This is a genomic window from Brachybacterium sp. 107 (assembly GCF_052379725.1).
Classification (GTDB): Bacteria; Actinomycetota; Actinomycetes; order Actinomycetales; family Dermabacteraceae; genus Brachybacterium.
In genome coordinates this window covers 79051-104408 of the sequence record NZ_JBQSYW010000011.1, presented here as the reverse complement: position 1 = coordinate 104408, position 25358 = coordinate 79051, and the positions used below count along the sequence as shown (strand labels likewise).

At 70.2% G+C, this 25358-nt stretch carries 24 protein-coding genes; 9 read left to right on the top strand and 15 right to left on the bottom strand.

Annotation, left to right across the window (positions count from 1 at the left end; all coding sequences use genetic code 11):
- Window positions 1-3: 3 nt before the first annotated feature.
- On the bottom strand, window positions 4-1137 hold the full coding sequence (locus ACT3UL_RS12960; RefSeq protein ID WP_444578669.1) for a glycoside hydrolase family 172 protein: 1134 nt from the start codon (window positions 1135-1137) through the stop codon (window positions 4-6).
- Window positions 1138-1488: 351 nt separating this feature from the next.
- Here ACT3UL_RS12960 and ACT3UL_RS12955 point away from each other — a divergent pair, with 351 nt between their 5' ends.
- The 4 genes from ACT3UL_RS12955 (at window position 1489) to ACT3UL_RS12940 (ending at window position 6255) form a co-directional block, all read left to right on the top strand.
- The gene (locus tag ACT3UL_RS12955; protein WP_444578668.1) at window positions 1489-2838 is read left to right on the top strand and encodes an ABC transporter substrate-binding protein; all 1350 of its coding nucleotides are present in this window, start codon (window positions 1489-1491) and stop codon (window positions 2836-2838) included.
- Window positions 2839-2844: 6 nt separating this feature from the next.
- Entirely contained in the window at window positions 2845-3765 is a 921-nt protein-coding gene (locus ACT3UL_RS12950; RefSeq protein WP_444578667.1) for a carbohydrate ABC transporter permease, read from the top strand.
- Window positions 3765-4667, top strand: coding sequence for a carbohydrate ABC transporter permease (locus tag ACT3UL_RS12945; protein WP_444578666.1), 903 nt, complete (start codon window positions 3765-3767; stop codon window positions 4665-4667). The genes ACT3UL_RS12950 and ACT3UL_RS12945 overlap by 1 nt, the downstream gene beginning before the upstream one ends.
- A gap of 193 nt (window positions 4668-4860) precedes the next feature.
- Window positions 4861-6255 carry an extracellular solute-binding protein gene (locus tag ACT3UL_RS12940; protein ID WP_444578665.1) on the top strand — a complete coding sequence of 465 codons (1395 nt, stop codon included), beginning with the start codon at window positions 4861-4863 and terminating at the stop codon, window positions 6253-6255.
- A gap of 23 nt (window positions 6256-6278) precedes the next feature.
- On the opposite strand, the gene ACT3UL_RS12935 is transcribed toward ACT3UL_RS12940, so the two are convergent.
- Both ACT3UL_RS12935 and ACT3UL_RS12930 read right to left on the bottom strand, forming a co-directional pair.
- Window positions 6279-7049, bottom strand: a complete 771-nt coding sequence (locus tag ACT3UL_RS12935) for an SDR family oxidoreductase (RefSeq protein ID WP_444578664.1) — start codon at window positions 7047-7049, stop codon at window positions 6279-6281.
- An 87-nt stretch (window positions 7050-7136) separates the two neighbouring features.
- Window positions 7137-8060 carry a phosphotransferase family protein gene (locus tag ACT3UL_RS12930; protein WP_444578663.1) on the bottom strand — a complete coding sequence of 308 codons (924 nt, stop codon included), beginning with the start codon at window positions 8058-8060 and terminating at the stop codon, window positions 7137-7139.
- A 62-nt stretch (window positions 8061-8122) separates the two neighbouring features.
- Between ACT3UL_RS12930 and ACT3UL_RS12925 the strand changes: the two genes are divergently transcribed.
- Window positions 8123-8521 carry an NUDIX domain-containing protein gene (locus ACT3UL_RS12925; RefSeq protein ID WP_444578662.1) on the top strand — a complete coding sequence of 133 codons (399 nt, stop codon included), beginning with the start codon at window positions 8123-8125 and terminating at the stop codon, window positions 8519-8521.
- Between the two features lie 70 nt (window positions 8522-8591).
- On the opposite strand, the gene ACT3UL_RS12920 is transcribed toward ACT3UL_RS12925, so the two are convergent.
- Window positions 8592-9308, bottom strand: a complete 717-nt coding sequence (locus ACT3UL_RS12920; RefSeq protein ID WP_444578661.1) for an enolase C-terminal domain-like protein — start codon at window positions 9306-9308, stop codon at window positions 8592-8594.
- A gap of 180 nt (window positions 9309-9488) precedes the next feature.
- Here ACT3UL_RS12920 and ACT3UL_RS12915 point away from each other — a divergent pair, with 180 nt between their 5' ends.
- Window positions 9489-10205 (top strand): hypothetical protein, encoded by a 717-nt coding sequence (locus ACT3UL_RS12915; protein WP_444578660.1) that lies wholly within the window; start codon window positions 9489-9491, stop codon window positions 10203-10205.
- Window positions 10206-10255: 50 nt separating this feature from the next.
- Here the strand turns inward: ACT3UL_RS12915 and ACT3UL_RS12910 are convergent, their stop codons facing one another.
- The 3 genes from ACT3UL_RS12910 to ACT3UL_RS12900 form a co-directional block, all read right to left on the bottom strand.
- Complete coding sequence (locus ACT3UL_RS12910) at window positions 10256-10780, bottom strand: AAA family ATPase (protein WP_444578659.1); 525 nt, start codon at window positions 10778-10780, stop codon at window positions 10256-10258.
- A 177-nt stretch (window positions 10781-10957) separates the two neighbouring features.
- Complete coding sequence (locus ACT3UL_RS12905) at window positions 10958-11845, bottom strand: family 43 glycosylhydrolase (protein ID WP_444578658.1); 888 nt, start codon at window positions 11843-11845, stop codon at window positions 10958-10960.
- Between the two features lie 62 nt (window positions 11846-11907).
- Window positions 11908-12471, bottom strand: coding sequence for a helix-turn-helix domain-containing protein (locus tag ACT3UL_RS12900; RefSeq protein ID WP_444578657.1), 564 nt, complete (start codon window positions 12469-12471; stop codon window positions 11908-11910).
- Between the two features lie 117 nt (window positions 12472-12588).
- Here ACT3UL_RS12900 and ACT3UL_RS12895 point away from each other — a divergent pair, with 117 nt between their 5' ends.
- Window positions 12589-13878: an MFS transporter gene (locus ACT3UL_RS12895; RefSeq protein WP_444578656.1), complete on the top strand. Its 1290-nt coding sequence runs from the start codon at window positions 12589-12591 to the stop codon at window positions 13876-13878.
- 35 nt (window positions 13879-13913) lie between these two features.
- On the opposite strand, the gene ACT3UL_RS12890 is transcribed toward ACT3UL_RS12895, so the two are convergent.
- The 3 genes from ACT3UL_RS12890 to ACT3UL_RS12880 all read right to left on the bottom strand — a co-directional run bounded on the left by ACT3UL_RS12890 (window position 13914) and on the right by ACT3UL_RS12880 (window position 17679).
- Window positions 13914-15707, bottom strand: a complete 1794-nt coding sequence (locus ACT3UL_RS12890) for a glycoside hydrolase family 3 protein (protein ID WP_444578655.1) — start codon at window positions 15705-15707, stop codon at window positions 13914-13916.
- A gap of 14 nt (window positions 15708-15721) precedes the next feature.
- Window positions 15722-17101: an exo-beta-N-acetylmuramidase NamZ family protein gene (locus ACT3UL_RS12885; protein ID WP_444578654.1), complete on the bottom strand. Its 1380-nt coding sequence runs from the start codon at window positions 17099-17101 to the stop codon at window positions 15722-15724.
- A 155-nt stretch (window positions 17102-17256) separates the two neighbouring features.
- Window positions 17257-17679 (bottom strand): RbsD/FucU family protein, encoded by a 423-nt coding sequence (locus ACT3UL_RS12880; RefSeq protein ID WP_444578653.1) that lies wholly within the window; start codon window positions 17677-17679, stop codon window positions 17257-17259.
- A gap of 242 nt (window positions 17680-17921) precedes the next feature.
- Here ACT3UL_RS12880 and ACT3UL_RS12875 point away from each other — a divergent pair, with 242 nt between their 5' ends.
- Complete coding sequence (locus ACT3UL_RS12875) at window positions 17922-18866, top strand: formylglycine-generating enzyme family protein (protein WP_444578652.1); 945 nt, start codon at window positions 17922-17924, stop codon at window positions 18864-18866.
- A gap of 17 nt (window positions 18867-18883) precedes the next feature.
- On the opposite strand, the gene ACT3UL_RS12870 is transcribed toward ACT3UL_RS12875, so the two are convergent.
- From ACT3UL_RS12870 to ACT3UL_RS12850, 5 genes are all read right to left on the bottom strand, one after another.
- On the bottom strand, window positions 18884-19525 hold the full coding sequence (locus tag ACT3UL_RS12870) for a TetR/AcrR family transcriptional regulator (protein WP_444578651.1): 642 nt from the start codon (window positions 19523-19525) through the stop codon (window positions 18884-18886).
- 83 nt (window positions 19526-19608) lie between these two features.
- On the bottom strand, window positions 19609-20949 hold the full coding sequence (locus tag ACT3UL_RS12865; protein ID WP_444578650.1) for an MFS transporter: 1341 nt from the start codon (window positions 20947-20949) through the stop codon (window positions 19609-19611).
- A gap of 425 nt (window positions 20950-21374) precedes the next feature.
- Window positions 21375-22661: an alpha/beta fold hydrolase gene (locus tag ACT3UL_RS12860; protein WP_444578649.1), complete on the bottom strand. Its 1287-nt coding sequence runs from the start codon at window positions 22659-22661 to the stop codon at window positions 21375-21377.
- Window positions 22662-22666: 5 nt separating this feature from the next.
- Window positions 22667-23713, bottom strand: coding sequence for a LacI family DNA-binding transcriptional regulator (locus tag ACT3UL_RS12855; RefSeq protein WP_444578648.1), 1047 nt, complete (start codon window positions 23711-23713; stop codon window positions 22667-22669).
- 225 nt (window positions 23714-23938) lie between these two features.
- Window positions 23939-24562: a TetR/AcrR family transcriptional regulator gene (locus ACT3UL_RS12850; protein ID WP_444578647.1), complete on the bottom strand. Its 624-nt coding sequence runs from the start codon at window positions 24560-24562 to the stop codon at window positions 23939-23941.
- 124 nt (window positions 24563-24686) lie between these two features.
- On the opposite strand from ACT3UL_RS12850, the gene ACT3UL_RS12845 reads away from it, so the two are divergent.
- Window positions 24687-25328 (top strand): hypothetical protein, encoded by a 642-nt coding sequence (locus tag ACT3UL_RS12845; protein WP_444578646.1) that lies wholly within the window; start codon window positions 24687-24689, stop codon window positions 25326-25328.
- The last annotated feature ends 30 nt before the right edge of the window (window positions 25329-25358 follow it).

Here is a 25358-nt window from a genome sequence, read left to right as displayed (position 1 = left end):
CGATCAGGCGCGTGCGGGACCTGCGGGGCTGTGCGGGCCGGCGGCGGATCCGAGGTGGACCTCCATGCCGTCGAAGGTCGGCGGCTCGGGACGGGTGGTCACCGGGCGGTCGAGGTAGAAGATCGCGGTGGAGGCGATGTCATCGCGCAGCGGCAGGTACCGGCCGGCGCTCTTCCAGCCCAGGGCCTGGATGTCCACGCGGGGCAGACCGGTGGTGAAGTGGATCGGGTCGGCCACGTGCCAGCGGTACATGCCGAAGCGCTGCTGGGCGATGTAGAGCCCATCGGGCCGGATCACCTGCGGCATGCCCAGGTACGGGGTGGAGAAGGCGGTGTAGCCCTCGCCGGGGACATCGAAGTTCCAGGCACCGCCGAAGTAGTCCTCGGTGCCGGTTCCGGCGATGGTCGGGAAGCCGCCGTCGGACTGGCCTGCGAGGTCATCATCCAGGTAGAACTTGATCTCACCCTCGCCCCACCAGCCGTTGGAGTGCACGCCCCAGGCGATGTAGGTGCCCACGTACTGGCCCTGGCCCTCGACGCCCTCGAGCAGCACGTGCTCGGTGGCCTCCGGGAGCGGATTCGAGCGGCGCCACTGCGCGTGGAAATAGGCATCCTCTCGGTGGTCGCCGCCGAGCTCGTAGGTCACCTGGTAATAGACCCGGGCGTCCTGGTCCGAGGTGTTCTCCAGCGTGAGCCGAGCGCCCTCCCGGAACGGCATCGGCCAGTAGGAGTTGAAGCCGCCGTGCGGGTTCGCAGCGACCATCTGCGAGTCGACCTGCGCGAACACGCCCCAGCCGTTGGCGAAGAAGTCGCCATAGGGCACCTCGACCGCGGGTTCCTCGGCACCGTCCCAGTAGGCCCGCACCACCAGCTGGCGCCAGTGGTCGGTGTGCGTGGTGATCCAGATATGGGTGATCACCCCGGCGGAGTCGATGTCGGCGAGGGTGAGGGTCTCCCCCGCCTTCACGTCGACGCTCGGCGACACCTTCCAGCCCTGGCCGAGGTCGCGGGCCGCCTCGGCACCGGTGCCCTCGACGGCGCGACCGCCGCCGCCGACGGAGCCGTCGACGTTCTCGGGGCTGATCGAACGGGTCTGCACGGGTCGCAGCGCGGCGAGGTCTCGGGCGGGGTGGGTCACGGGGTACTCCCAGGAGATCGGCGATGATCAGGAAACGTTTACCGGCACGATACGGAGCTGGGCGACCGGCGTCAACGGCTCGCCACCAGCCCTAGGTCGTTGACACCTCCCGCACCCGGACCACGTTGGCCCGCAAACGATTACCGACCGAGGCGACGAGGCGTCGAGACGGGATCGATCGGCACGACGGGCACGCTCGACAACGTCGCTGAGCGGTGGTCCGGAATCCGGTCCGATGTGGTCCCGAGCCCAGCACCTCCCCACATCCAGCACTCCCAGCCAGCAACGGAGCTGACCTGCCCGACGCAGCTCCTCCCCCGAAATGGCAGCACCGACACAAGGAGCAGCACCATGAAACGACGCACCCTCCTCTCCGCAGCTGCGGTCTCCGGGGCCGCCGCCTCCCTCGCCGCCTGCGGCAGCGGCACGCCCGGCGAGTCCAAGGACGATGCCGACGCGGCCGACGGGCGCACCACGATCGAGTTCTGGCACCGCACGTTCACCCCGTTCGAGAACGAGTGGTACGCGGGGATCGTGTCCTCGTACAACGACGCCCAGGAGAAGTTCTTCGTCAAGGACGTCGAGGTCCCGGCGGACGCCTGGGACCAGCGGGTGAAGTCCGCTCAGGCGGCCGGCACGATGCCGGACGTCTACACCGACCCCTCCACGATGGACGAGGGCGCACGGCTGGGACAGTTCCTCGCCCTCGACGATCTGCTGGACGCCGAGCAGCTCGAGAACCTCACCGACCAGGCCAAGGAGCTCGTGACCGTCGACGGGAAGATCTACGGCTACCCGTTGCTGCTCGAGCCGCAGTCCGCACTGTTCTGGAACAAGGACATGTTCGAGGCGGCAGGGCTGGACCCCGAGAAGCCGCCGACGTCGTGGGACGAGCTCTACTCGACCTGCGAGTCGCTGCTGCCCACCCTGCCCGACGGGGCGTTCGCCCTGACCACGGCCGGCGACCAGGACACCTTCGCCTGGGCGACGGTCGGCCAGCAGTTCCAGGTGGCGGGTCACTTCCCGATCACCGACGACTGGTCGGAGGCCGACGCCGAGGATCCGAAGTACGAGGATCTGCTGGGCTTCTACAAGACGCTGCGGGAGAAGGGCTACATCCCCAAGCAGCCCCTCGGCGCCTATGTCGAGGCGAAGGCGTACGGCGAGCAGAAGTGCGCCATGATGACCTCCGGCTCCTGGGCGTTCAGCGAGATCGCCTCGGATTACGAGGACCTCCTGGGCATCACCGGCATCGCTCCCTTCCCCACCAGCGACGGTGACCTCTCGGCCTCCGTGGCGACGCTGGGCAACTTCAAATGGGTGATCGATGCGAAGACCGACCAGCCGGACGGCGCCGCGGACTTCCTGTCCTGGTGCCTCGCCGGGGACGTCGAGAACCTCGTGCCCTTCTTCGTGGGCACCCAGTTCACCAAGGCGCCCGCCCGGCCCCACGTCGCCGAGGCCGTGCAAGCCGCCCCCGAGGCGGCGGACGCCCCGTGGTCTGCCGTGGTCAGCGAAGACATCGCCCCGGCGTCGGCCCCCACCCCGTCCTACCCCTGGGACGTTCTCCTCGCCATGGGCAAGGCTCTGGAGAAGGGCATGAACGGCGAGGACCCCGCGGAGGCGCTGAGCGGCGCGAACGCCGAGATCCAGAAGGTCATCGACCGCGAGGAGCTCGCGGGCAAGGCTCCCAAGGACTGACCGGTGGTGACCAGCTCCCCGACCGCGCAGGGCTCCCCCGCTCCTCTGCGCTCCCACCCGCCCCGCGACACCCGCATCGCCCTGCTGATGCTGGCGCCGGTGCTGATCCTGCTGACGATCTTCGTCATCGTGCCCACGATCTCCGCGATCTACCTGAGCTTCTTCAACTGGAGCTTCTACCAGGACTCGGAGTTCGTGGGCCTGCGGAACTTCGTCAACGTGCTCACCGATCCGGAGTTCCGGGCGGCGATCCGGCGCGGCCTCCTCTTCGTGCTCATGACCCTTCCGCTCCAGCTGCTGCTGTCCTTCCTCATCGCGAGCTTCGTGACCGGGGTGGGGCGTCGCCTGGGCACCGTCCTGAAGATCTCCGTGTACATCCCCACGATCATCTCCGCCGTGATCACCTCGATCACCTTCGCCCTGATCTACGAGTACTCCGGCGGCCTGCTGAACGCGGCCGTCGGACTCGTCGGGATCGAGGATCAGGCGTGGATCGGCGATGTGCGTCTCGCGCTGCCGGCGATCGCGGTGCCGGCGATATGGATGGGGCTGGGGCTGATGACCCTGATCATGATCGCGGCGATGCTCGACGTGCCGGAGAGCTTCTATGAGGCCGCTCAGCTCGAGGGCGCGAACTGGTGGCAGCGCACCCGGTACATCACACTCCCCCAGATGAAGAACGTGCTGCTGTATCTGCTGATCACGGGCTTCGTGGCGGCGATCCAGCAGTACGAGCTGCCGCTCGTGATGACCGGCGGCGGGCCGCTGGACTCCACCACGCTGCCCAACCTCTTCATCTTCAACCACTTCCGCGGGGATGCCTATCAGGGCTATTCGATCGCGGCGGCCCTGCTGCTGTTCCTCGTGCTGGGAGCGGTCTCCGCCCTGATCTTCCGGGTGCTGAACTCCGAGAAGCTGGTGGACTGATGAATCTGCCCCTGGAGACCTCCCAGCGCCCCGCGCCGCCCTCATCGGCCTCTCCTGCGCAGCCACGACGCCGACCGCTGACCGCCCGCCGGGTGCTCACCGCGATCATCCGCACGGTCGTCGCGGTCATCATCGTCGCCGCCGCCCTCTTCCCGTTGGCGTGGATGGCCATCGCCGGCTTCAAGTCGAAGCAGGAGGTGGTGCGCACCCCGTTCCAGTTCTTCCCCGAGGTGTGGAGACTGGAGAACTACCAGCAGATCCTCGCCGACCCCGCCTTCGTGCGGACCCTGGCGATCACCGGCTTCGGTGCGGTGCTGTTCACCCTGCTGAGCCTCACGGTGAACTCCTTCGCCGCCTACGCCTTCGCCCGGCTCGAGTTCGCCTTCAAGCGCACGCTGTGGGTGGTGGTCATCTCCACGATGTTCATCCCCGGCATGACGATCCTGCTGACCAGCTTCATCGTGGTCACGAAGCTGCACATGCTGGACACCCTCGCGGTGCTGATCCTGCCCGGCGCGGCCGCGGCGGCCCACGTGTTCTTCATCCGGCAGTTCTATCTGAACATCCCCCGCAGCCTCGAGGAGGCCGCGATGATCGACGGCTGCGGGAAGTTCGGGATATTCCTGCGACTGTTCGTGCCGCTGTCGAAACCGCCCTTCGTGGTCGTGGGCATCACGTCGTTCCTGGTGTTCTGGAACGCCTACGTGTGGCCGGTCATGACGATCACCAGCCCTGACCTCTACCAGGTCCAGCAGTACCTGGCGACCTTCCGCTCCGAACGCTCCAGCGAGCTGGCGCTGCTCATGGCAGGATCGACGCTCGCCGCAGCGCCCGTGATCATCCTGTTCCTGATCTTCCAGCGGCAGATCATCGCGAACATCAAGATGGCCGGGCTGAAGTAGCTCTCCGCACCGCGCGGCCCGCCATGAGGGCAGCGGCGTCCGTCGTGCGAACTCGCGAGTCCGCCTGCGGCCTTTCGAGCCCCGTTTCCTCTGGATACGGTGACGGACCGGGCCGCACCGTCGCCGCTCGGGGAAAGGTCGATGATGAGTGTCCTCCTCCCAGCCCGAACGACGACGTTCCTGGGGTGCCGCCATGATTGATCGCCGTGCGTTCCTGCACGCCCTCACCGCCGGGGGCACGGTCTCCGTGGCCGGCGGTGCCATCACGGGATGCACGAATCGCCCCACGGGATCCGATCGGGACCCGAACACGGTGACCCTGTGGGGCATCTGGGCGAGCGACGTGGACAAGGAAGCCGAGGTCATCGAGGCGTTCACCGAGCAGAATCCCGGCATCACCGTGGCCGTCTCGCAGGTGCCCAGCAGCTCGCAGGGCGATGCGTCCTCGGTGATCACGGCCGTCCGCGGACGCACGGGACCGGACGTCTATTTCATGGGACGGTTCAGCGGTGCCGAGATGGCGTCCCTGGGCCTGCTCGAACCGCTCGACGAGCTGATCCGCGAGTACGAAGGCGTCGAGCCCGAGGAGTTCATGGCGAACTGGGTGAAGTTCTCGACGGACGAGGTGCTCTACGACGGCCAGTGGTACGGGCTCCCCTTGGATACGGACACCCGGGCCATGTACTACAACAAGGACCTCACCGAGGAGGCAGGGGTCGATCCGACGCTGCTGGACCCGGCGAACGGCCCCATGACGCTGGACCAGATGTGGGAGATCAGCGACGCCTTCGACATCCAGGACGAGCAGGGCAACTACGAGCGGATCACCTGGATCCCGTGGGATGGCGAGGCCTCGCTGCTGATGTGGGCGATGGCCTCCGGCGTCACGTTCTTCGACAACAGCACCTGCAGCATGACGCTCGACTCCCCGGAGATGCTGGCCGTCGCGACGGAGTACGCGAGCTGGGTGGATCGGCTCGACTTCCCCCGCGTCGACGCCTTCAAGGCGACCTACCAGCCGCCGAACGCTCCGCCGACGCAGACCTCGTTCTTCTCCGAGCGGCAGATGTTCCAGATCTCCGGCCCCTGGGGAGTGCAGTCCCAGACCGACTACAGACCGGACATGCGCTACGGGGTGACGCACGTTCCGATCGCCGACGGGAGCGACGACCCCTTCACCTGGGCAGGCGGCTTCGGTCTGGCGATGCCGAAGGGGTCGAGCAGGTCCGAGGCGGCCTGGAAGCTCATGACGTTCTACGCCGGGTACGAGGGACAGCGGATCCTCATGCCGCAGATTTCCCGGATCCCGACGAGACTGGAGGCCGTCCAGGACCCCGAGGCCTGGGATCCGAGCATCGAGTTCTTCGTCGAGATCATGGAGTTCGCCCGCTCCCGCCCGCCGCTACCCGTCGGCACGAAGCTCTGGGACGCCATGATGATGATGCAGGACAGCCTCAACCAGAGATCACGCACCCCGGAGGAAGCGGTCCGGTTCGCCCAGGACTACGTGAACCCCACGATGCAGCAGTTCTGTCCGGTCAGGCTCCCGGAGGGGTTCGGGGAACCGGACCCCGACTTCAGCCTCTGAACCGTCGCCGGCTCCGGCTCCCGTCATTCGTGCCGTTCGTGCCGTTCGTGCTCGTCGAGCCACTGCTCGTAGGTCGGGCCGACGGTCGGCACCTCGGGGCCGGGCAGCATGCCGCCGCGGGACATCGACTCGCTGGCCGGAGCGCCTGTGACGGGGGTGGCGTCCCCGCGTGCGGCGAGCAGGCGCCGGGCCTGGTCCAGGGTGTTCTCGACCTGAGGTCCGGCGATCTGGAGGAGCGCGTCGGGCTGCTCGGCGAGCGCCGTGCGCAGCAGCAGGGCGGCGACCGCGCGGGTGTCGACGGGCTGCGAGGGGGCCTCCATGACCTGCAGACCTTCGCTGTCGCCGTCGCCGTCGCCGTCGCGCACGAGCATGTTCCCCACGAAGTCGTGGAACTGCGTGGCACGCACGATCACGGTGCCCGGGCAATGCTCGCGCGCGGCCTGCTCATGCGCGAGCTGAGCACGGTAGAAGCCGTAGTCCTGCATCCCGTCGATGCCCACGATCGAGGTGACGACCGTGCGCGTCACGCCGGCTCGGCGTGCCGCGTCACCGAGGCCGCTCATCGCCTCGTGGAACCACTCCGTCGCCTGCTCGGCCTCGAGGGTGGGCGGCTTGAAGCAGTCGATGACGAGCTGGACGCCGCGGTGCGCCTCGTCGAGGCCCTCACCCGTGACGATGTCGACGCCGCGCGAGCGGGCGATCTCCCGCACCTCGAGCCCCTCGGCGCGGGCCACTTCGACGACCGTCCGCCCGAGCGTGCCTGTCGCGCCGACGACGGCGATGACCTGGGACATCTCTGTCTCCTCCTTGCTGCTGGCTGTCGACTCGGTGCTGGCAGTCGACTGCCGGATGTCTCAGAGCGTACGCCCGGGTCCCGACCCTCACCAGCGCTCGCGCACCACGGCGAACAGGGAGTCACGCATTCGGCGCCGATGGTCGCCGATCAGCGGCAGGGACGGGGCGTGGGGCAGGCGGGCGGCGTCGACGAAGAAGGCGAGGATGCCGGTCAGCACATCGGTGCCCACCTGCCGGGGCAGACCGTGCCGGTCCAGCACGGCGTCCACACGGTCGTTCACGCCCAGCGTGCCGTCGGGGTCCGGGACCGAGGCGAGCAGCTGGAGGGCGTCGGCGATGCGGCTGCCGCGCGAGGCCCAGGCCCAGTCGACGAGGCTCACCTCCCCCTCTGTGGTGAGCAGGATGTTGTCCGCGCGCACGTCGGAGTGGCACAGCGTGTCGCCGTCGAGCGCGTCGATGCCCCGTCGTGCCGCCTCCCGCAGCATGTCGAGCCGCTCGGCGATCCAGGGGTGCAGATCCGTCGGCAGGTCCTCGGCGACCCGGTCGAAACCGAGGAGGTCCGGGCCCAGGGTCTCCGCGACGCTCCGCAGGCCTGGAACGGGGCACGGGGTGGTCGCGGCCTGCAGCGCATCGAGGGCGGCGAGCACCTGGTCGAGCTGCTCGCCGGTCCAGGGTTCAGCCGGGAGTGCCCCGGGGGCCACCTCGGTGACCAGCACGAACCAGTCCTCGTGCGCGAAAGCGTCGACGAGTGGCTGGACCGGGGCGGAGGCCGGGATGGCCGCGAGAGCGGCGGCCTCGGCACGGTTCAAGGTCATCGAGCCGGGATTGTCACTCTCCCGCACCGCCTTGACGAAGAGACGGCGCCCGGCCTGCGAGCTCAGGATCTCGGCGCTGCTCGGCGAGAAGCCGCCGCGGCAGGACGTCGTGGACACCACGGTCCCGCCCAGGAGTCCTTCGAGGCGCTCGCGGAGCGGGTCGGGGAAGTCGGTCCAGGTCAGCCGGTGCGTCATGTGCACACCTTTCCATGCACAGTTCCGGCAAGCACGGGCTTTTCCGCAGCTACGCTCGGCCCATGCGCATCCGAGCAGCCGCCGTCGTCGTCAGCGCCGGGTCGGTGCTGGTGATCGGCCGACGGAGGGCCGGACGGGACTATGCGGTGCTGCCGGGCGGCGGCGTCGAGCGGGGCGAGAGCGTCCAGGAGGCCTGCCTGCGAGAGCTGCAGGAGGAGACCGGTCTGATCGGGCGCGACCCGCAGGAGCTGGAGATCCGCTCCGATCCCGCGGCGAGGTACTTCGCGGTGACGGTCGCAGACGGTCCGCTGCGTCTCGGCGGGCCGGAGGTCGAGCGGTCATCGGACGAGAACGTCTACACGCCCCGCTGGGTGGAGATCGCCCAGCTCGCGGACATCGGGCTGGTTCCGAAGGGCGCGGTCGTCGCCGTGACGGCGGCCCTCCGGTGCCACGGCGCCTGATACCGGACGGCTGATCCCGAGGGCGGGCGCGACGGATCGGCGCCGAGTCCGCGGGGACCGTCGGCCGGCGTCAGCCGCCCAGATGCAGGCCGAAGCCAGGATCGCTCGGCAGCGTGATGGCCCCGTCGCGCAGCGTGTAGCCGGTCGCGTCGACACCCTCGGTGAGGCCCGGAACCGCTTCGACGACGGGGATGGTCCCGAGCCCAGCGGCGAGCTGCGCGGCGTAGAGGGTCTCCAGCGGATGGCCCCAGGCATGGGGCGAGGCGAGCACGCCGATCTCGCGGACCCGCGGCATGATCCGTCGCCACGCGGTGACACCGAAGGACAGCACGTCCATGAGCAGCACGTCCAGCAGGCCCGCCTCGGCGAGGTCGAGCACCCGCTCCACATCGGGGTCGGACTCCCCGTCGGCCACCAGGACCCGCGAACCGGTGCGGGTTAGGTGCTCGCGCACGAGGGTCAGTCCCTCGACGTCCTCGGCGAAGGGCTCCTCGATCCAGTAGAGGTCGCAGTCCTGGATCGCGTCGAGGAAGCGGAGCGTCTGCTCGGGGCTGTAGCCGTCGTTCATGTCCACGAGCAGTCGCGCATCGGGGTAGGCGTCGCGCACCGCGCGCACCACGTCCAGGTCCCGGGCGAAGCCCTCGTCGGCCGGCATCCACAGGTTGCCCCGGCCGATCTTGAGCTTGAAGGCGCGGTAGCCGGCGTCCCAGTCGGCCGCGCAGGCCGTGATCCGGTGCCCGGCGAGAGCGCCGGTTCCGGGGAGGTCGGGGGTCGGTTCTGCAGGCACGGGGGCTCCTCGTCGAGCGGTCCGGTCGGAACCGGAGAACGCTCGCCCGCCCGGTCGAGCCTAGTGCGAAGCAGCGCCTACGTATAAGGCCCTGCACGCAGTCCTCCACGTGGCCGCGAGGTGTCGGCGCCTCACCCTAGAGTGGGACCCGTCCCACCGTCGACGTCTCGAGGATCCGCGTTGAACTCCCACTGGACATCTCCGCGCTCCGGGGCCACCTACGACACCTCCCGTACGGACTGGCTCGGCAACTGGGTGGTCGTCTCCGCCGGACCGTCGCTGATGTCGGTCGCCGGAGGCGCAGCGCTGGTGATCGGCTCGATCGGCCTCGTGACCGCGTACATCGTCGCCGTCGTCGCGATCCTCCCTGTGCTCATCGCTCTGTACTTCGCACGATATCCGCTGCTGCCACCCGTACTGCTGATCGTGGCACTGCTGCTGTTCGTACTGCCCGAGGGACGCCGCCGCTGGCCCGAGACGAGCAGTGCCGCGGCACTGTCGTTCGTGATGCTCCCCGCGACCTTCTTCGCAACCTGGTCCCTGAGCAACCAGGGCGACACGCTCTACTCGTGGATCGCGAGCATGCCGTGGATGACGCTCCTCGCCCTGGGCATCACGGTCTGGGCTGCGGTGAAGCGGCTCTGGCCGCTCGTGGTGCTGTTCGGCGCGCTCTTCGCCATCTCCGGACTGGTCACGGGGATCTCCTGGTTGGCCGTGGTGACCCAGCCCGAGGAGCTGCGCATGCCACCCGCGTCGCAGATGGGGTTCGACAACGTCATGGCGGTGATGGCGACGCTGATCATCGCGCTCCTCGCCCGGGTGATCGGCTCCCAGATCACGGTCTCGATGGACCGGCGACGGGCGACGGCTATGCAGCGCATACCCGGACAGCTCTGATCCCTTCGGGCTTTCCAGCTGGTCGCCGGAGTGGCGCGGACGCCGTGGACCTATCGAGTCCCCAGCATCCTGAGCTTCCGCACGATCATGTCCACCTGCTCAGGGTCGTCCGTGCCTCTCGCGTCGACGACGAGCGCGCCCTCGTCCTCGGGATCGTCGAAGCTCGCTCCATGATCTCGGAGCACCTCATCGGTGACGCCGGCACGTACAGGGCGGACTCTGTTCGCGAGAACGCGTTCGCGTTGCAGCTCCTTGGAGATCTGCACCCAGATCACCACAAAGGACGCACCCGCGGCTTCCGCCGTGACCCGCCATGCATCTCGGATGAATCTCGGCGATCCGGTGTCGTCGATGACGACATGACACCCGCGCCGAAGGTGCTCCTCGGCACGATCGTGGGCGATGCGGTTCGTCGTCGACCATTCCTCCACCGGGATTCCCTGACCGCCCGCAAGTCCTCGTTCCGCGTTGATGTGATCGAGGCTGATCAGCTGAGACGGCAGATCGTGCGCGATGCGCGCCGCCAACGTGCTCTTGCCAGAGAACGAAAGACCGCACATCAGTGTCAGCACCATGTCCTGAATCTATGGTCCAGCCGCCGCGCGGACCACATATTTTCAGGGCGCCACGTGTGCTGGCCCTTCGACGAGGCTGCGTCGCATTCCGCACGCTAAGGGATGAGTGACAGCCGATCGCGTCGGGCGCGACGCCGTCCCCTCGCCAGCCAATCTGCAGCACGCCCAGCGGACTCATCAGGTCCACACCTCCAGAGGCCGAATCGTCAGCCCGCCCCTCCCCCAGCCGCCGCCGGTGATCCAGGTGCGCGGGCCGTCCGCGACGATCTCCGCGCAGTGCTCGTCGAAGTCGACGTCGAGAGCGCCGGAGTCCTCGAAGTGCAGCGGGTCGGTGGAGTAGTAGGCGAGGGTCCTGTCGTAGGCGGTGGACTCGCAGACGAACAGCACCCAGCCCTCGCCGGCACGGATCACGAAGGGGGATTCGGTGGGTCCGCCCACGGTCCCCGACTGCGTGGAGCGGTAGGCGACGGCAGGATCGGACCAGGTCAGGAGGTCCTCGGAGGTGCGCACGGCGACCTCGTGGAAGCCACCGTCGGGTGCGGAGGTGCGCGTGTAGTACAGCAGCCAGCGCACGCCGTCGTGGATCACCATGGGATCTCGGGCGTCGAAGCCGTCGGTGAACAGCGGCGGCTCGTGGCGGGTCCAGCTGAACAGGTCCTCGCTGGTCGCGAGCGTCATCCGATAGGAGGTGTGGTCGGCGGTGCCTCCGGCGTAGAACATCCAGTAGCGACCCTCATGCTCGATCACGTGCGGGGCCCAGACGTGGGTCTCGCCGAGATCCGGCCGTGCGGGGAGGACAGAGTCGTGGACCGTCCAGGGGGCGCCCTCCAGGTCTGCTGCGGTGGCGTGGAGGAAGCGGTCCTCGTGCAGCGGGTCGGCGGGCTCGGGGTGCCAGATCCCGAAGGCGTGCCAGGTGCCGTCGGCCGCACGGATCAGGGTGTGGTCGTTGACGTACCAGGGCTCCCCGGCGTGCGGGGAGGCGTCGAGCAGGCGCCGCTTCTCCCCGGGGATCAGACGGACAGGCGCTGCGGGCTCAGGGGTCGTCGAGACGGATGCTGCGGGCACAGGGGCTCCTCGTCGAGCGGGTGCGATCGCGGCGGGAACAGCAGCTCCTGCCTCCGCCGACCCTAACCGGCGCGGGACTGCAGCGCGACCGAGGTGAACACGGCGCCCTGGGCGTCGCGGGCGCGGTACACGTACTCCTGGTCGGTGATCACACGACCGGAGCCGCCGGCCTCGATGACCTGCACGTCCTCGCCGCACACGATCTCCAGGGCGCCGTCGATCACGTGGATCATGACGCCCGGCGAGGGCACGCCGGAGCCGTTGGGTCGCTGGTCCTCGCCCACCAACTTCCACTTCCAGGTCTCGACGGAGAGGCCCTCGGTGTCGATCGCATCGAGCAGCACGGACCAGCTGCCGGCCTCGGTGGACCACACCTCGACCCCGTCGGGCGGGGCGTCGGCACCCACTCCCATGAGCGCGGCGAAGGTGGTCCCCAGCCCGGCGGCCACGCGGTCCAGGGTCGAGACGGAGGGGTTGGCCTGGCCCAGTTCGATCTGGGTGAGCATGCGGCGGCTGACGTCGCTGCGCTCGGCCAGGGCGGCGACGCTGAGGTCGAGCTCCTGGCGGGCCGCACGGATGCGGTCGCCGAGCTGCTCGACGACGGCGGGGCGCATTCCTCCGGTCATGGCGACGAGCTTAGCGGGAGTGATGGGAACTATATTGCGCATCCTGGGCGATGAGCACTATGTTGCTCATAGCGAGCGCGCTCGCACCGTCCCGTCCCGCCTCGAAGGAGGTCACCCATGCGTCGCCCCACCACCGATGTGCGCCTGCTGCGCTGGTTCGCCTCCTCCGGGCTCTTCGCCGTGCCGCAGGCCGCCGCCCCGATCGCCTTCGCGCTCATCGCGCTGCCGCTGACCGGGGATGCCGCCAGCGGCGCCGCGATGATGCTCGCGATGACCCTCGCCCAGGTGATCGGCGCCGTGCCGATCACCCGCTTCGGCCGACGCTTCTCCCCGCTCCCCTTCGTGCGCACGCTCATCGGCCTGCGCGCCCTCGCCCTCGTGGGGATCGCGGTGCTCGCCGCGACCGATGCCCCCTTCGCCCTCGTGGTCGGCGGTGCGGCCGCGGCCGGCCTGGTCAACGGCGCGGCCTTCGGGACCCTGCGTGCCGTGCTCAACCACCTCGTGCCCGTCTCGCGCCTGCCGCGCGCCCTCGGCGTCGCCGCCACCCTGAACGAGGTGACCTTCGTGGCCTCGCCCGTGCTCGCTGCGGCGCTGGGCGGGATCTCTCCGCAGGCCGCGGTCTGGGCGATGGTGCTGCTGGGCGTCGGGCCCCTGTTCCTGCTGCCCCGCGTCGCGAGCGCCACCGCACCCGGCCCGGAGCACCGACGCAGCCGCCTGCGCCTCACGCCGATCATCGCCCTGTGGCTGGTATGCGCGGCGGCAAGCGCGGCCGCGATCTCCGCGATCGAGATCGGCGCGGTCTCGATGGCGGTCTCCTTCGGCCTGCCGGCCGCCTGGGGCGTCGTGTTCCCCGTGGCCCTGTGCGTGACGTCCATCTGCGGCGGGGTCTGGGTGAGCGTGCGCAACCGCGTGCCGCGCCGGCGCACCGTGCTGGCCTGGCTCGCCGTGACCGGTCTCGGCGTCGCCTCGGTGGGGCTGGGTCATTCGGTGACCGCCACCGTCGTGGGCGCCCTGCTCGTGGGCTCCGTGCTCGCGCCGCTGGCGACCTACTACTCGCTGGTCCTGGATCGCCTGGTCGAGCCCGAGCACCGCGCCGAGGTGTTCGCGCAGCTGCGCACCGCGAGCGCGCTGGGCATCATCCTCTCCAGCGGCCTGATCTCCCTGGTCTCGCTCGAGGCCACGTTCACCGTGGTCATCGCCCTGATGGGTGCGGTGCTGCTGCTGGCCGGCGGCGTGTTCACCCGGGCCTGGGTGCAGGGGCGCCGGCGCCGCCTCGCCCGGGAGGCCGACGCCGCACGCGAGGCCGACGGAGCGCGCGGGGCCGACGACACGCTCGAGGCCGACGCGCTCCACGAGCTCGTCGACCCCGAGCGACCTGCCCAGGAGCACGCCGACGCCTCCCCGTGAGCGGCGACCCCGGCGCGATCCGGCGGCAGGATCCCTCAGCGCAGGCCGTGCCCGAGCGGGAACGTCTCCCCCGTGCCGTCGGCCGTGGGGATCGCGACCGGGAGCTTCCCGCGGAGGTTCACGGCGCCCGCGACCACGCCGGCCACGGCCCGGAGGTTGCAGTCGGAGTTGCCGTAGGCGGCCATCGACGCCGCGACCTCGCCGACGTGCACCACGTCGTAGGGGTTGCGCAGCGAGGCGTGCAGCACCGGGGTGTCCCCCGCGGCGAGCTGCTCGACCAGCGCGGCCTGCGCGGCAGGAGTGGTGAATCCCGAGGACGAGGTGAACACCAGCGTCGCGTCGACGCCGCGGGCGGCCGCCTCGGCCTCGGCGGTCGCGGCGTTGTCGATGCTCGTCATGACCAGCGAGCTCGCCTCCAGCCCGTGCTCGCGCAGGGCGGCGACGGCCACGTCGAGCTTCGCGGCGGTGCCCACGCCGGTGACCAGCACCGTGGAGCCGGCCGCGAGGGGCAGGATGCCTGAGTCGTCCGTGACCAGCGTGATCGCGTCATCGGCGATCGCCTGGGCGGACCCTACCGAGCGCTTCGTGCCGATCTTCGAGACGGCCGTCGCGGCATCCACCTGGACCTCGTCGAACAGCCCGCGACGCAGCTTCTGGGCGAGGATCCGGCGCACCGACTCCTCCACGCGCTCCTCGGTGATCTCCCCGGAGGCGACCGCCTCGCGCACCCCGTCGATCGCGACCACGAGATCCGGCGGCATGAGCATCTGATCCGCGCCGGCGAGGATCGCCTCGACGGGCACCCGGTCGTCGCCGAACAGGGTGCGCACGCCCTCCATGGCGAGCGAGTCGGTGACGATCACGCCCTCGAAGCCGAGCTCCTCGCGCAGCAGTCCGGTGAGGATCGGGTGCGAGAGCGTCGCGGGGCGCTCCGAGTCGTCGAGCGCAGGGACCATGATGTGGGCGGTCATGATGACGTCCACGCCCTCGTCGATCGCCGCCAGGAAGGGCGGCAGGTCGATCGCGTCGAGCTCCTCGCGCGTGTGATCGATGACCGGCAGTCCCAGATGGGAGTCCGTGGCGGTGTCGCCGTGGCCGGGGAAGTGCTTCGCGGCGGCGGAGCAGTTCGCCCCCTGCAGGCCCTTGATCTGCGCGGTCGCCAGGCGAGCGACGGCCGCCGGGTCCGCGCCGAGCGAGCGCACGCCGATCACCGGGTTCTGCGCCTCGATGTTCACGTCGACGTCGGGCGCGAAGGCCTGGTGGAGGCCGGCGGCACGCAGCTCGGAGCCCACGATGTCTCCCGCCCTGCGGGCATGGGCCCGTGAGCCGGTCGCGCCCAGGGCCATCTCGCCGGGCAGCGGGGTGGCCGGGGCCGGCAGACGGTAGACGACGCCCCGCTCCTCGTCGGCGCTGATGATCAGCGGGATGCCGCCGGAGTCCAGGGCGGCGGCCTGGGCATCGTTGGACAGGGTCGCGATCTGCTCGATGTCCTGGAGGTTGTCGCTCCAGGTGAAGTAGATCAGCCCGCCGACGTGGTGGGTGCGCACGATGTCCGCGATGGTGTCGACGCCGGTCGTGGAGGTGTTCGAGTCGTGGGGCTCGTCGGCCGCGGAGCCGTAGCCGACGGCGACGAAGAGCTGGCCGATCTTCTGGTCCAGGCTCATGCCGGCCATCAGCTCGTCGATTCGTGCGGTCTCGGCGCCACGCCCGGCGGGAGCGGCGTGGGCGGCGGCCGGGAGGGCCACGGCCCCGCCGGCCAGCGCCGCGGCGAAGGCACGACGGGACAGGACAGAGCGATCCGTGGGGGAATCCGGGTGCATGGGGGTCATGGGAGCTCTCCTGCTCAGTAGCGGCGGTAGCGCTTGGTGATGACCTCGAAGCGACGCGACTCCCGCCGCCACGCCGTGACGATGGCCTGTGCGCCGTCACCTGCCTCGAGCATCGCGCGGGTGCGCTTGGTGCCGGAGAGCTTGTCGATCCAGCAGACGTCGTCCTCCGTGCGGCAGTCCTCTCCTTCGCGCCAGTCGACCTCGTCGACGTTCGCGAACAGGGCGGCGAGCACGTGGATGCCGGTGCGCACCGGTTCGTAGGCCGCGGCATCGGTGAGGTGCAGCTGCAGGCCGCCGCAGAACTCTCCGGCGTGCTTGGAGGCCGTGGGCGTGGCGAACATGGGGCGGTAGAGCACGCCGGGCAGCTCCGCGGCCTGCAGGTCCGCGATGATCGCGTCGACCTGGGCCTCGGTGATGAAGGGAGCGCCGAACCACAGGAACGGCGTGGTGGTGCCACGGCCCTCGGAGATGTTGATCGACTCGATCAGGCCGGTGCCCGCATAGACCACCGCCGTCTCCGGGGTGGGGATGTTCGGGGAGGGCAGCACCCAGGGCAGATCGGCCGACGGCGGGGCCTCGGGGTCGTAGCCGCTCATCTCGATCACCTCGAGGTCCACGGCCTTGCCCAGGAACTCGCCGTTGAACAGGGAGGCGAGCTCGCCGACGGTCAGGCCGTGGGTCTGCGGGATCTCCTTCAGGCCCACGAAGCTGGACAGCTCCGGATCGAGCAGGAAGCCCTCGATGTCGGTGCCCAGCGGGTTGGGGCGGTCCAGCACCACGAAGCGCTTGTCGTTCTCGCCCGCCGCCTCCATCGCGTAGAAGAGGGTCCAGATGTAGGTGTAGAAGCGGGCTCCGATGTCCTGGATGTCGAAGACCAGCACATCCACGTCGGCCAGCATCTCCGGGGTGGGCTTCTGCGTGGCGCCGTAGAGCGAGCGGACCGGCAGTCCCGTCTTCTCGTCGACGTAGTCGCCGACGGAGCCTCCGGCCGGCTCCGCACCGCGCACCCCGTGCTCGGGCCCGAACAGCGCGCTCATCGTGAAACCGCCCTCCGTCTGCGCCTCGACCAGGAGGTCGATCGTGGAGCGCAGCTGCTGGTCAGTGCCGGTGGGATTGGTGATCAGGCCGACGCGCGCGTCGCGCAGCATCTCCAGCGTCTCCGGGATGAGGAGGTTCTCGACCCCGAGGGCGAAGTCCCCCGAGCCGGAGCTCTTCGTCGTGCCCTTGCCCCGGCCGGCCGGGGCGGCCTGGGCGGCTCCGGCCGTGGCGAGCACCGCGCCGGCGGGGAGGGCGCCGAGGGAGGCGAGGACCCGGCGGCGGCCCGGCCTCTTCCCCTCCTGCCCGGTGCGGTCGTGCATGGTCTGAGCGCTGGGCTGAGGGGCAGGGTGCGTCACGGCGCGGTCCTCCGTCATCGTCGTCGGATGTGGTCCCGTGCAGGGCGGCGGCGGCCGCACCACGTCGTGCGGCAGCCATCAAAACGATTTTCGGCGCTCTGCCCGGAGCCCCGACGCTAACAATGAAGCGACCCGGTGACAACCGTCACACGCGCTCAGCCCTCGTCGTCCCCCACCACGCCCTTGCGCAGCATGACGCAGCCGTACTTGCGGGTCTCCAGGGTGCGCAGCACCGCGAACACGCCACGGCCCCGCTCGTAGAAGTCGAAACGGTCGATCCATTCGAGGCGGTCCGCCCGGATCGCCGCGGACTCCTGCAGCTGGGCCTGCACCTCCTCGCCGGTGCCCGGTTCCGGGGTCATGAGCGTGACCGAGGGGCCCGCGTAGACATCCACGGGCAGCACGGTGCGCACGGCCCGCACCGCCTCCGGGGAGCTGACGGCCAGGTCGATCACGGGCGCCCCCATCGCATGGGAGGGATAGTGCGCATCGGTGATCAGCAGGGTGTCGTTGTGCCCCATGTGGTCGAGGATCCGCAGCAGGTCTCCGGTGAGCAGGGGGTCGATGCCGGTGAGCATGGGTGGGTGCCTTTCGGGAAGGTGGGGCGGGCGGACACCGAGTTCGCGGCGACCTCGCCGTCGGTCCTGGTCCCGGCCCGCGCCACAGCAGGTCCGGATACCGTATGAACTGGCTTGACGGCGTGTCAACGACGCCGCCGGAGGACCACCCTGACAGAGAGAGACCTGGCATGAACGATATCGAGCACCCAGCCCCTGCGACTCCGGCCGCGTGCTGCAGCGCCGGCCGGAGCGCAGTCGAGATGCCGTCGGCCGTTCCCTCGGACCTCGGAGACCCCGCCGATCAGGGGCCGCACCAGTGGGCGGCACCCGTCGCCGAGGTGCGTTCCCGCGCCGATCGCGCCGTCGTGATCCCCGCCGGGGCGTTCCGGATGGGCTCGGAGGACCGCGACCGCAACCCCTCCGACGGCGAGTCCCCGGTGCGCACGGTCGACGTCCCGGCCTTCCGGATCGACCCGACCTGCGTGACCAACGCGGAGTTCGCGGCCTTCGTCGACGAGACCGGATATGTCACCGAGGCGGAGGAGTTCGGCTGGTCGTTCGTGTTCGCCCCGCTGCTCGAGAAGGACCTGCGTAGAGCGAGCCGCAAGCCGCCCGGCACCCCGTGGTGGCGAGCGGTCGACGGGGCCCGCTGGGACCAGCCCGAGGGCCCGGGGTGCGACGTGGGAGCGTCTGACGCGGGAGAGCCCGGCGCTGGAGGCCGCGCCGATCATCCCGTCGTGCACGTCTCGCTGCGGGACGCGGAGGCCTTCGCGACCTGGTGCGGGATGCGTCTGCCCCGGGAGGCGGAATGGGAGAAGGCAGCCCGCGGTGGCCTGGACCAGGCGCGATTCGCCTGGGGCGATGAGCTCACGCCGGACGGCGAGCACCGCTGCAACATCTGGCAGGGCGCCTTCCCCGTGCGGAACACGCAGGAGGACGGCTTTGTCGCGACGGCGCCCGTGCGGTCCTTCCCACCCAACGGGTTCGGGCTGTACGAGGTGGCGGGGAACGTGTGGGAGTGGTGCAGCGACAACTGGTCCACCGGTGATGCGCTCTCGCTCGACGGTGACGTGCGGGTGATGCGCGGCGGCTCGTACCTGTGCCACGACTCGTACTGCAACCGCTACCGGGTCGCGGCCCGGAGCTCGACGGCCGCGGAGGACGCGAGCGACAACAAGGGATTCCGCCTCGCGGCCGACGCCTGAGAGAAGCCTGCCGCCGGTCAGGCGGGGTCTGTGCCCCACCGCCGCTTGAGCTCGGCGACATAGTCGCCCAGGGCTGCCTCCATGTCGATCTCCGGATCCAGCAGCCACTGGACCTGGAGGCCGTCCATCAGCGCCACCGTGGAGCGCGCGATGCGATCCACTGGGGCCTCGGGCCGCATATGGCCGTCGCGCTGCGCGGCTCGGACGGCGTCGGCAAGCGTCCCGACGACGGCTGCGTAGTGGCTCTTCAGCCACTCGTGCGCGGGGTGCTCGGAGGTCGCAGCCTCCCCCATCATCGTCGTGTAGAGAAGGACGAGCTGGCGCCGCTCCATGTTCAGCCCGGCCACATGCACCAGGTGGTCGAAATCGGCCCAGGGGCCTTCCCCGAACGCCTCCCGGGGGAAGCTGTCCACCGTGTCGCGATATTCGAGGACCGCGCCGAGCAGGGCCTTCTTCGAGGGAAAGTGATGGACGAGCCCTGAGGGTGAGATCCCCGCGGCGGCCGCGACCTGCGCCATCGAGGTCGCCGCGAAGCCCTGCCTCGCGATGAGGTCGATCGCCGCCCGCATCGCGCCCTCTCGCACCACGGCGGAGTCCTGCCCACGGGGCCGTCCGGGCCGACGGCGGGCGGGGCGGGCGTCCTGGCCGGTGGCGCTCATCGGTCGCGTGGTCTCCTTCGAGTGATGGAAGCAGGACGGCCGGAACAGATCGCTCCGTCCCGGCCGTCGATGTCAGGCAAACTCTATTTCACGCCGCGGATGAACATCGTGATGATCGCACCGAGCACCGCGGAGATCGCGGCCGCGACGAGCAGCGCCGTGAAGTCGGTGCCTCCGCCGAGCTTCGCGAGCAGGAATCCTCCGACGCTGGGGGCCAGGGACTGGGGCAGAGCGTTGGCCATGTTGAACACGCCCAGATGCTTGCCGGTGTTCTCCCGATCCGGGAGCACCTCGAACACGAGGGCGAGATCGACGGCGAGGTACATGCCGTAGGCGATTCCCATGATGGCTTCGCAGACGTAGAAGCCGGTCACGGTGTCCGCGTGGAGGAGCCCGTAGGTGCCGATCGCGAAGACGAGGATCGAGACGGCGACCATGACCTTGCGCCGCCCGAGCTTGTCCGAGATCCACCCGGCCAGCAGGCCCGCGACCATCGAGGCCACCGTGTAGATCGTGACTCCGACGGCGACCGCGGCCGCTGCGGCGCCGGCGGCTAGACCGAGGTGGTTGGTCATGTAGAACAACCGGAAGGTGACGAAGAGGTAGGAGGCCAGGATGATCAGGAAGCGGCCCCACCAGGCCAGGCCGAAGTCCGGGTACTTCACGGGGTTCGTCCAGAAGGTCGCGATCAGCTCCCTCAGGTTGAACGGGTAGCGGTTCTCCTTGAGCACCGGCTCGGGGAGCATCAGTGCGTACGCCACCACCAGGACCAGTCCGAGCACCGCCGGGACCATGAAGAGCAGGAGCATGTTGGTGGAGAACGCCGCGCTCAGCCAAGTCGCGACCATGATGGCCGAGTTCTGGGCGATACCGATCAGGCCGGAGGTCTTGCCGTACTGCTCGGAGGGCAGCTGGTCCGCGACGGACGCGAGGTACGCGGCGAAGCCAAGGTTCGCGCAGGCCTGGGCGAGGAACCACCCGATCGCCATCATCAGCGGGCCGGTGGCGAGCGCGATGAGCAGGAGCGAGAGGGTCAGGCCCAGGACTCCGAGGACGATCCACGGTCGACGCCTGCCCAGACCGGAGGTGGTGCGATCCGAGATCCGCCCGCCGACCGCGTTGAAGATGACCGCCGCGAGCGCGCCGGGCGCGATGACCATCGCTGTCATCGCGACCTGCTCGGCAGGATCCGTGGTCAGGGTCTGTGCCTTCATCTGGATCGACACGGTGGCCGGGCCGAGCAGCGCGACGAAGATTCCGAACTGCGCCAGGACGAGGCCCGCGATGAACCAGATGGGCCTCTTGGCCTCGGGCTTGATGCCGAGGTGAGGGATCGGGAGCTTCGGTCCGATCAGGTTCGGGCTGCCCTGGAGGTCGATGGTCGGATCCGGGGCGAAACCGGTCCCGCCTGAGGGTGTCGTCACGGGTGGACTCCTTCGTCATGTGCCGCATGTGCGTCATTGCCGGCCGCTCGACGCAGCCACGATGAGCATTATTAGTTCCAACGCACTAATAAGTCGAGCCAATACCGACCACTGGTCACCAATGCATGTCGCGTCGAGCCTGCAGCCAGGCACGTCGACGAGGAGCTGTGTGGCGGATCACAGCATCGCCGGCAGCCCGGGACGGCAGACAGCCCGAGCAAGCGGGCACCCCGGGCTGGCGGGCAGTCCGGGCTGGAAGGCAGTCCGGGCTGGAAGGCAGTCCGGACTGGAAGGCAGTCCGGGCTGGCGGGCGGCCCGAGTCAGCAGACGGCGCGAGCCGACGGCTGCTGAGACGACGATCTCTGCTCTCAGGCGGCTCTGAGGTCAGACGGCTCAGTCGCTCAGTCGCTCAGGCGGTCAGGTCGTCAGGCGGCGCGGCGGCCGGTCGCGAGATCGAGGAGGTGGTCGATGACCCCGTCGCCGCTGGCGCGCAGACCGTTGTGCTCGTACTCGCTGGTGACCCAGGGCGTCACGCCGCTGAGCAGCTCCGCCGTGGCCAGGGAGTACTGGCGCGGCACGTAGGCGTCGTCGTAGTAGACGGCGGCCGCGCCGGGAACGTCGGCGGCGCGCAGGGCGTCCTCGTCGTAGAGGCGGGGCCACTCGTGCTCGGCGAGCAGATCGGCGGCCTCGGCCCAGGGCGCGAACTCCGGGTCCTCCGCGAACAGGTCGCGATGGATGTGCTCGCCGCCCAGCAGCGTCGGATCCTGGCGCACCGCCTCGGGCATCATGCGGTCGGCGGTCCAGCGGGTGGCCACGCCGTCGGCCCAGCAGCTCTCGTGGATCACGGCGTACAGCGGGTTGCGACCGCTGAAGGGCAGGGCAGCCGCGAGGTCGTGGAGGAAGGCCGGCGATGTCGGCTCGAGATCCAGCAGGTAGTGCAGGCGCTCCTGGCCGCCGGAGGCGCCGAGCAGATGGCCGAGGCGGCGCAGGCGCTCCATTCCCACGCTCTGCCCGTCGGCCAGTCGCAGCTGCCCGGCCCCGGCGAGATCCGAGAGCCGGCGCATGCGGTCACGATCGTCGGGAAAGCGTGCCCAGTAGCGCTCGCTGCGGTCGATCATGCCGTCCCAGGTGGTGGCGTAGACGGCGTCCATATCTGAACCCAGTGTGGGCAGCCCGCCCGTGAACAGGGCCTTGTCGACGCTGCCGGCGTGGGCGCTGAGGTAGCGCAGGGTGGTGAAACCGCCGAAGGACTGCCCCAGCAGCGACCAGCTCGACGCATCGAGGTGCTCGCGCAGCAGCTCGGCGTCGTACGCGATCGCGTCGGCCCGGAAGTGCGTGAGGTAGTCGGCCTGCTGCGCAGGGCTCGCCGCACGCAGGGTGGTCGCGCCGTCGATCGCACCCTCGGGCAGGGGTGCATCCAGGCCGACGGGCGTGGAGCGGCCGGTGCCGCGCTGGTCGAGCATGACCACGCGGTGATCGCGCAGGGCGCGGGCGAGCCACGACGGGGACCCTGCCTCGAGAGGCCGCGGTGCCTCGGATCCCGGGCCGCCCTGGAGGTAGACGAGGAAGGGGCGGTCCTGGCCGTCGGGCTCCGCGACCACGCGGGCGAACAGCTCCAGCGTCGGCGAGGCGGGGTCGGCGTGGTCCAGCGGGACGGGCAGCGTGATGTCGCTCAGGTGCAGGCCGGGCAGGGTCCAGGTGGTGGAGGGCATCGGGCTCATTCGTCGAGGTGGGTGGTGGCGCCGGGGAAGAAGTCCCAGTCGAAAGTGTGCTTCTCGCCGGCTCGCTCGCCGCGTTGGCGGGCGGCGTCGATCACCACGGCGGAGATGCGGGCGAAGACGTCGTCCACGCCGTAGTAGCTGATCGGGCCGAAGTACTCGGATTCGGAGGGGACGTCGCCGATGGCGATGATCTCGAGGTCGTCGGGGACGTTCAGCCCGAGCCGCTCGGCCGCGAGCTGAAGGGCGACGGCCTGATAGCCGGTGAAGCAGATGACGGCGCGGGGACGGTCGGGCGCCACCAGCCACTCCATGCTCGCCAGATAGGTGTCGCGGCCGCTCTCCGGAGTGAGGCGGAGCAGCCGCTCGGGCGCCTCGTCCCCGTGCTCGTGAGCCGCGTCGAGGAAGGCGAGGGTGCGGGGGTGGTTGATCGTGCCGGGGATCCGGTCCGCCAGATCCGGGGCCAGCAGGTGCACGGTCTCGTGGCGGGCTCGCAGCCGGGCGTAGGCCTTGGCGATCGCGCAGTAGGGCGTCGAGGAGATGACGTCGAACCCCTCGGGCTCCATCTTCGCGGTGAAGGCGACGATCCCGGTCTGGACGGCCGCGGCCAGTCGCCGCACCTTCTCGGGACCGTCCTCCTGGAAGTCGACGCTGGTGATGAAGCCGGCGTCGGCCGAAGCCCCGGAGAGGTACTCGCTCCAGCGCTCATCGGCCAGGACCAGGGTGGACAGCTCGTGCTCGAGCGCATCCTCCCTCACCTGCGTGGCCAGCTGCACGCCCCACGGGTCATCGAGGGTGCCGAGCGCGAGCACGATGCCGCCGCCGCGGCCGGTGCGCATCGCCTGAGCGTTGCGGTTGGGCACGTACCCGAGCTCCTCCGCGGCCGCGCGCACCTTCGCCTTGGTGGCGGGCGAGCCGGCCGAGCGGCTGCCGTCGCGGCCGCTGAGCACGAACGAGGCGGTCGCGATGGAGACTCCCGCCGCGCGGGCGACGTCCGAGAGGGTCACCGCCGTGCGGTGGGTGGAGCCGGTGACGCCGTTGCTCATGACTGAGGGACCTCCTGGTCGACGGGGCCCGGACCGACGGTGCGGGCGTGACGGGCGAGATCGCCGGAACACTGTGGGGATGCCATCACCCTGCCCCCTCATCGGTCCGTCGCACCCGACAGCCCCGGTGTCGGAGCCGTCGTCCTCGAATGCTACCGCGCAGGCACCAGGTCACGGCGGGGAACCCACCCGGGTGCCGGGCCGTCCGGGCGCGCTCGGGCCCGCTCAGAGGCTCGTGGGCTCCAGAATGTCGTCGAGATGGCGCACGAGCACGTCCCGAGCGCGCTGGGGGGACAGCTCCTCGGGGTCCAGTCCGCGCAGCGCCAGGCCGTCCAGCAGTGCCGCCAGGCGATCGATCTCGACCTCCACCTGGACCCCTTCGCGCAGCGCCTGCGCCTGCTCGAGCCCGGCGAGGATCCGTGCGACGACCATCACCATCCCCCGACGGAGCCGGGCGACCTGCGGGCCGACGCTCGGATCCGTGCGCGCCGCGACGGTGAACTCCAGCGACACCGCCATCTCCGATCGGCGCCGCTCGTCCAGCGGCAGCAGCTCCTCAAGCGCGCGCTGCGCCAGCGCCCGACGGGACAGAGCCCCGGCCTGCACGGCGGGCAGATCCGCGAGGTGCGCGCGGAACCTGTCCTCGAATCCCGTGGACAAGGCCTCGACGGCCAGCTCCCGGATCTCCTGCTGACTGCCGCAGTAGTGGCGCACGGAGCCGATGGCGAGGCCGGCCTCGGCGGCGATGCTGCGCAGGGAGGCGCGTGCGAGGCCGTCGCGGGCGACGACCACGAACACGGCCTCGACGATGGCGCGTCGACGCTCCTCGGGGTTCACGATCTTGGGCATGCCTTTTTATAGCACGCCCTTGCCAGAACCGGCGATCGACTCTACTATTTTAGCACGCGTGTGCCATAACCGGAGAGCACGCCGATCCCGTCGGCCGCGCACTGCCCCCGAAGGAGCCCTGTCCATGATCCGCATCCTCGAACTCGTCGGTCTGCTCGCACCCCTGGCAGGACTGGCGCTCCTGATCGTCTATCGGCGCACCACGCCCCGCGCCTCCCTGGTCCTCGCGCTCAGCGGGTGCGCGCTCGCGATGCTCGGCGTGCTGATCGGGTTCCTCGGCCATCGCGCACTCCCCCTCGGCTCGCTGCACGGCGAAGGGTTCGCCGGGATGGCGGACCTGATGAGCCAGGTGTCCCTGCTCCGGCTGGCCCTGCTCGGCGTCGCGGCTGCGCTCCTCGCGGTCGCAGCGCTGCAGGGTCGCTCTGGCCGTGCTGGGCGCTCCGGTCGGGCCCCGGCCCTCCCCTGGCTGGCCGCAGGCGCCGTCCTGCTCGGGATCGGCCTCGTGGTGACGGTCCCCGTGACCGGGCTCGAGCATGAGCTGACCGGGCGAGACCATGAGGGGCTCGCCCTCCTGGCCGGGTTGATCGGGGAGACCGTCGAGTTCGCGACGCTCGGCCTGGGAATCTTCGCGCTGACGGTCGCGGTCACCACGGGCCGTCGGGGCGAGGACGCGGGCACCGGGTGCCGCTCGAGCAGAGACCCCGCGGTCGTCGTCGTGGACTCCGCCCGCTCGGCGTGGGCGACGTACCGGACGCTGAGGCGCTGAGGCGCTGAGGCGCTGAGCATACGGGGCCGG

Coding starts and splice junctions, on each gene's coding strand:
- ACT3UL_RS12955 (WP_444578668.1), top strand. CDS start 1,489: ATGAAACGACGCACCCTCCTCTCCGCAGCTGCGGTCTCCGGGGCCGCC.
- ACT3UL_RS12880 (WP_444578653.1), bottom strand. CDS start 17,679: ATGCTCACCGGCATCGACCCCCTGCTCACCGGAGACCTGCTGCGGATC.
- ACT3UL_RS12945 (WP_444578666.1), top strand. CDS start 3,765: ATGAATCTGCCCCTGGAGACCTCCCAGCGCCCCGCGCCGCCCTCATCG.
- ACT3UL_RS12900 (WP_444578657.1), bottom strand. CDS start 12,471: ATGACCGGAGGAATGCGCCCCGCCGTCGTCGAGCAGCTCGGCGACCGC.
- ACT3UL_RS12860 (WP_444578649.1), bottom strand. CDS start 22,661: ATGCCCTCCACCACCTGGACCCTGCCCGGCCTGCACCTGAGCGACATC.
- ACT3UL_RS12870 (WP_444578651.1), bottom strand. CDS start 19,525: ATGAGCGCCACCGGCCAGGACGCCCGCCCCGCCCGCCGTCGGCCCGGA.
- ACT3UL_RS12895 (WP_444578656.1), top strand. CDS start 12,589: ATGCGTCGCCCCACCACCGATGTGCGCCTGCTGCGCTGGTTCGCCTCC.
- ACT3UL_RS12940 (WP_444578665.1), top strand. CDS start 4,861: ATGATTGATCGCCGTGCGTTCCTGCACGCCCTCACCGCCGGGGGCACG.
- ACT3UL_RS12930 (WP_444578663.1), bottom strand. CDS start 8,060: ATGACGCACCGGCTGACCTGGACCGACTTCCCCGACCCGCTCCGCGAG.
- ACT3UL_RS12875 (WP_444578652.1), top strand. CDS start 17,922: ATGCCGTCGGCCGTTCCCTCGGACCTCGGAGACCCCGCCGATCAGGGG.
- ACT3UL_RS12855 (WP_444578648.1), bottom strand. CDS start 23,713: ATGAGCAACGGCGTCACCGGCTCCACCCACCGCACGGCGGTGACCCTC.
- ACT3UL_RS12890 (WP_444578655.1), bottom strand. CDS start 15,707: ATGACCCCCATGCACCCGGATTCCCCCACGGATCGCTCTGTCCTGTCC.
- ACT3UL_RS12925 (WP_444578662.1), top strand. CDS start 8,123: ATGCGCATCCGAGCAGCCGCCGTCGTCGTCAGCGCCGGGTCGGTGCTG.
- ACT3UL_RS12935 (WP_444578664.1), bottom strand. CDS start 7,049: ATGTCCCAGGTCATCGCCGTCGTCGGCGCGACAGGCACGCTCGGGCGG.
- ACT3UL_RS12845 (WP_444578646.1), top strand. CDS start 24,687: ATGATCCGCATCCTCGAACTCGTCGGTCTGCTCGCACCCCTGGCAGGA.
- ACT3UL_RS12850 (WP_444578647.1), bottom strand. CDS start 24,562: ATGCCCAAGATCGTGAACCCCGAGGAGCGTCGACGCGCCATCGTCGAG.
- ACT3UL_RS12910 (WP_444578659.1), bottom strand. CDS start 10,780: ATGGTGCTGACACTGATGTGCGGTCTTTCGTTCTCTGGCAAGAGCACG.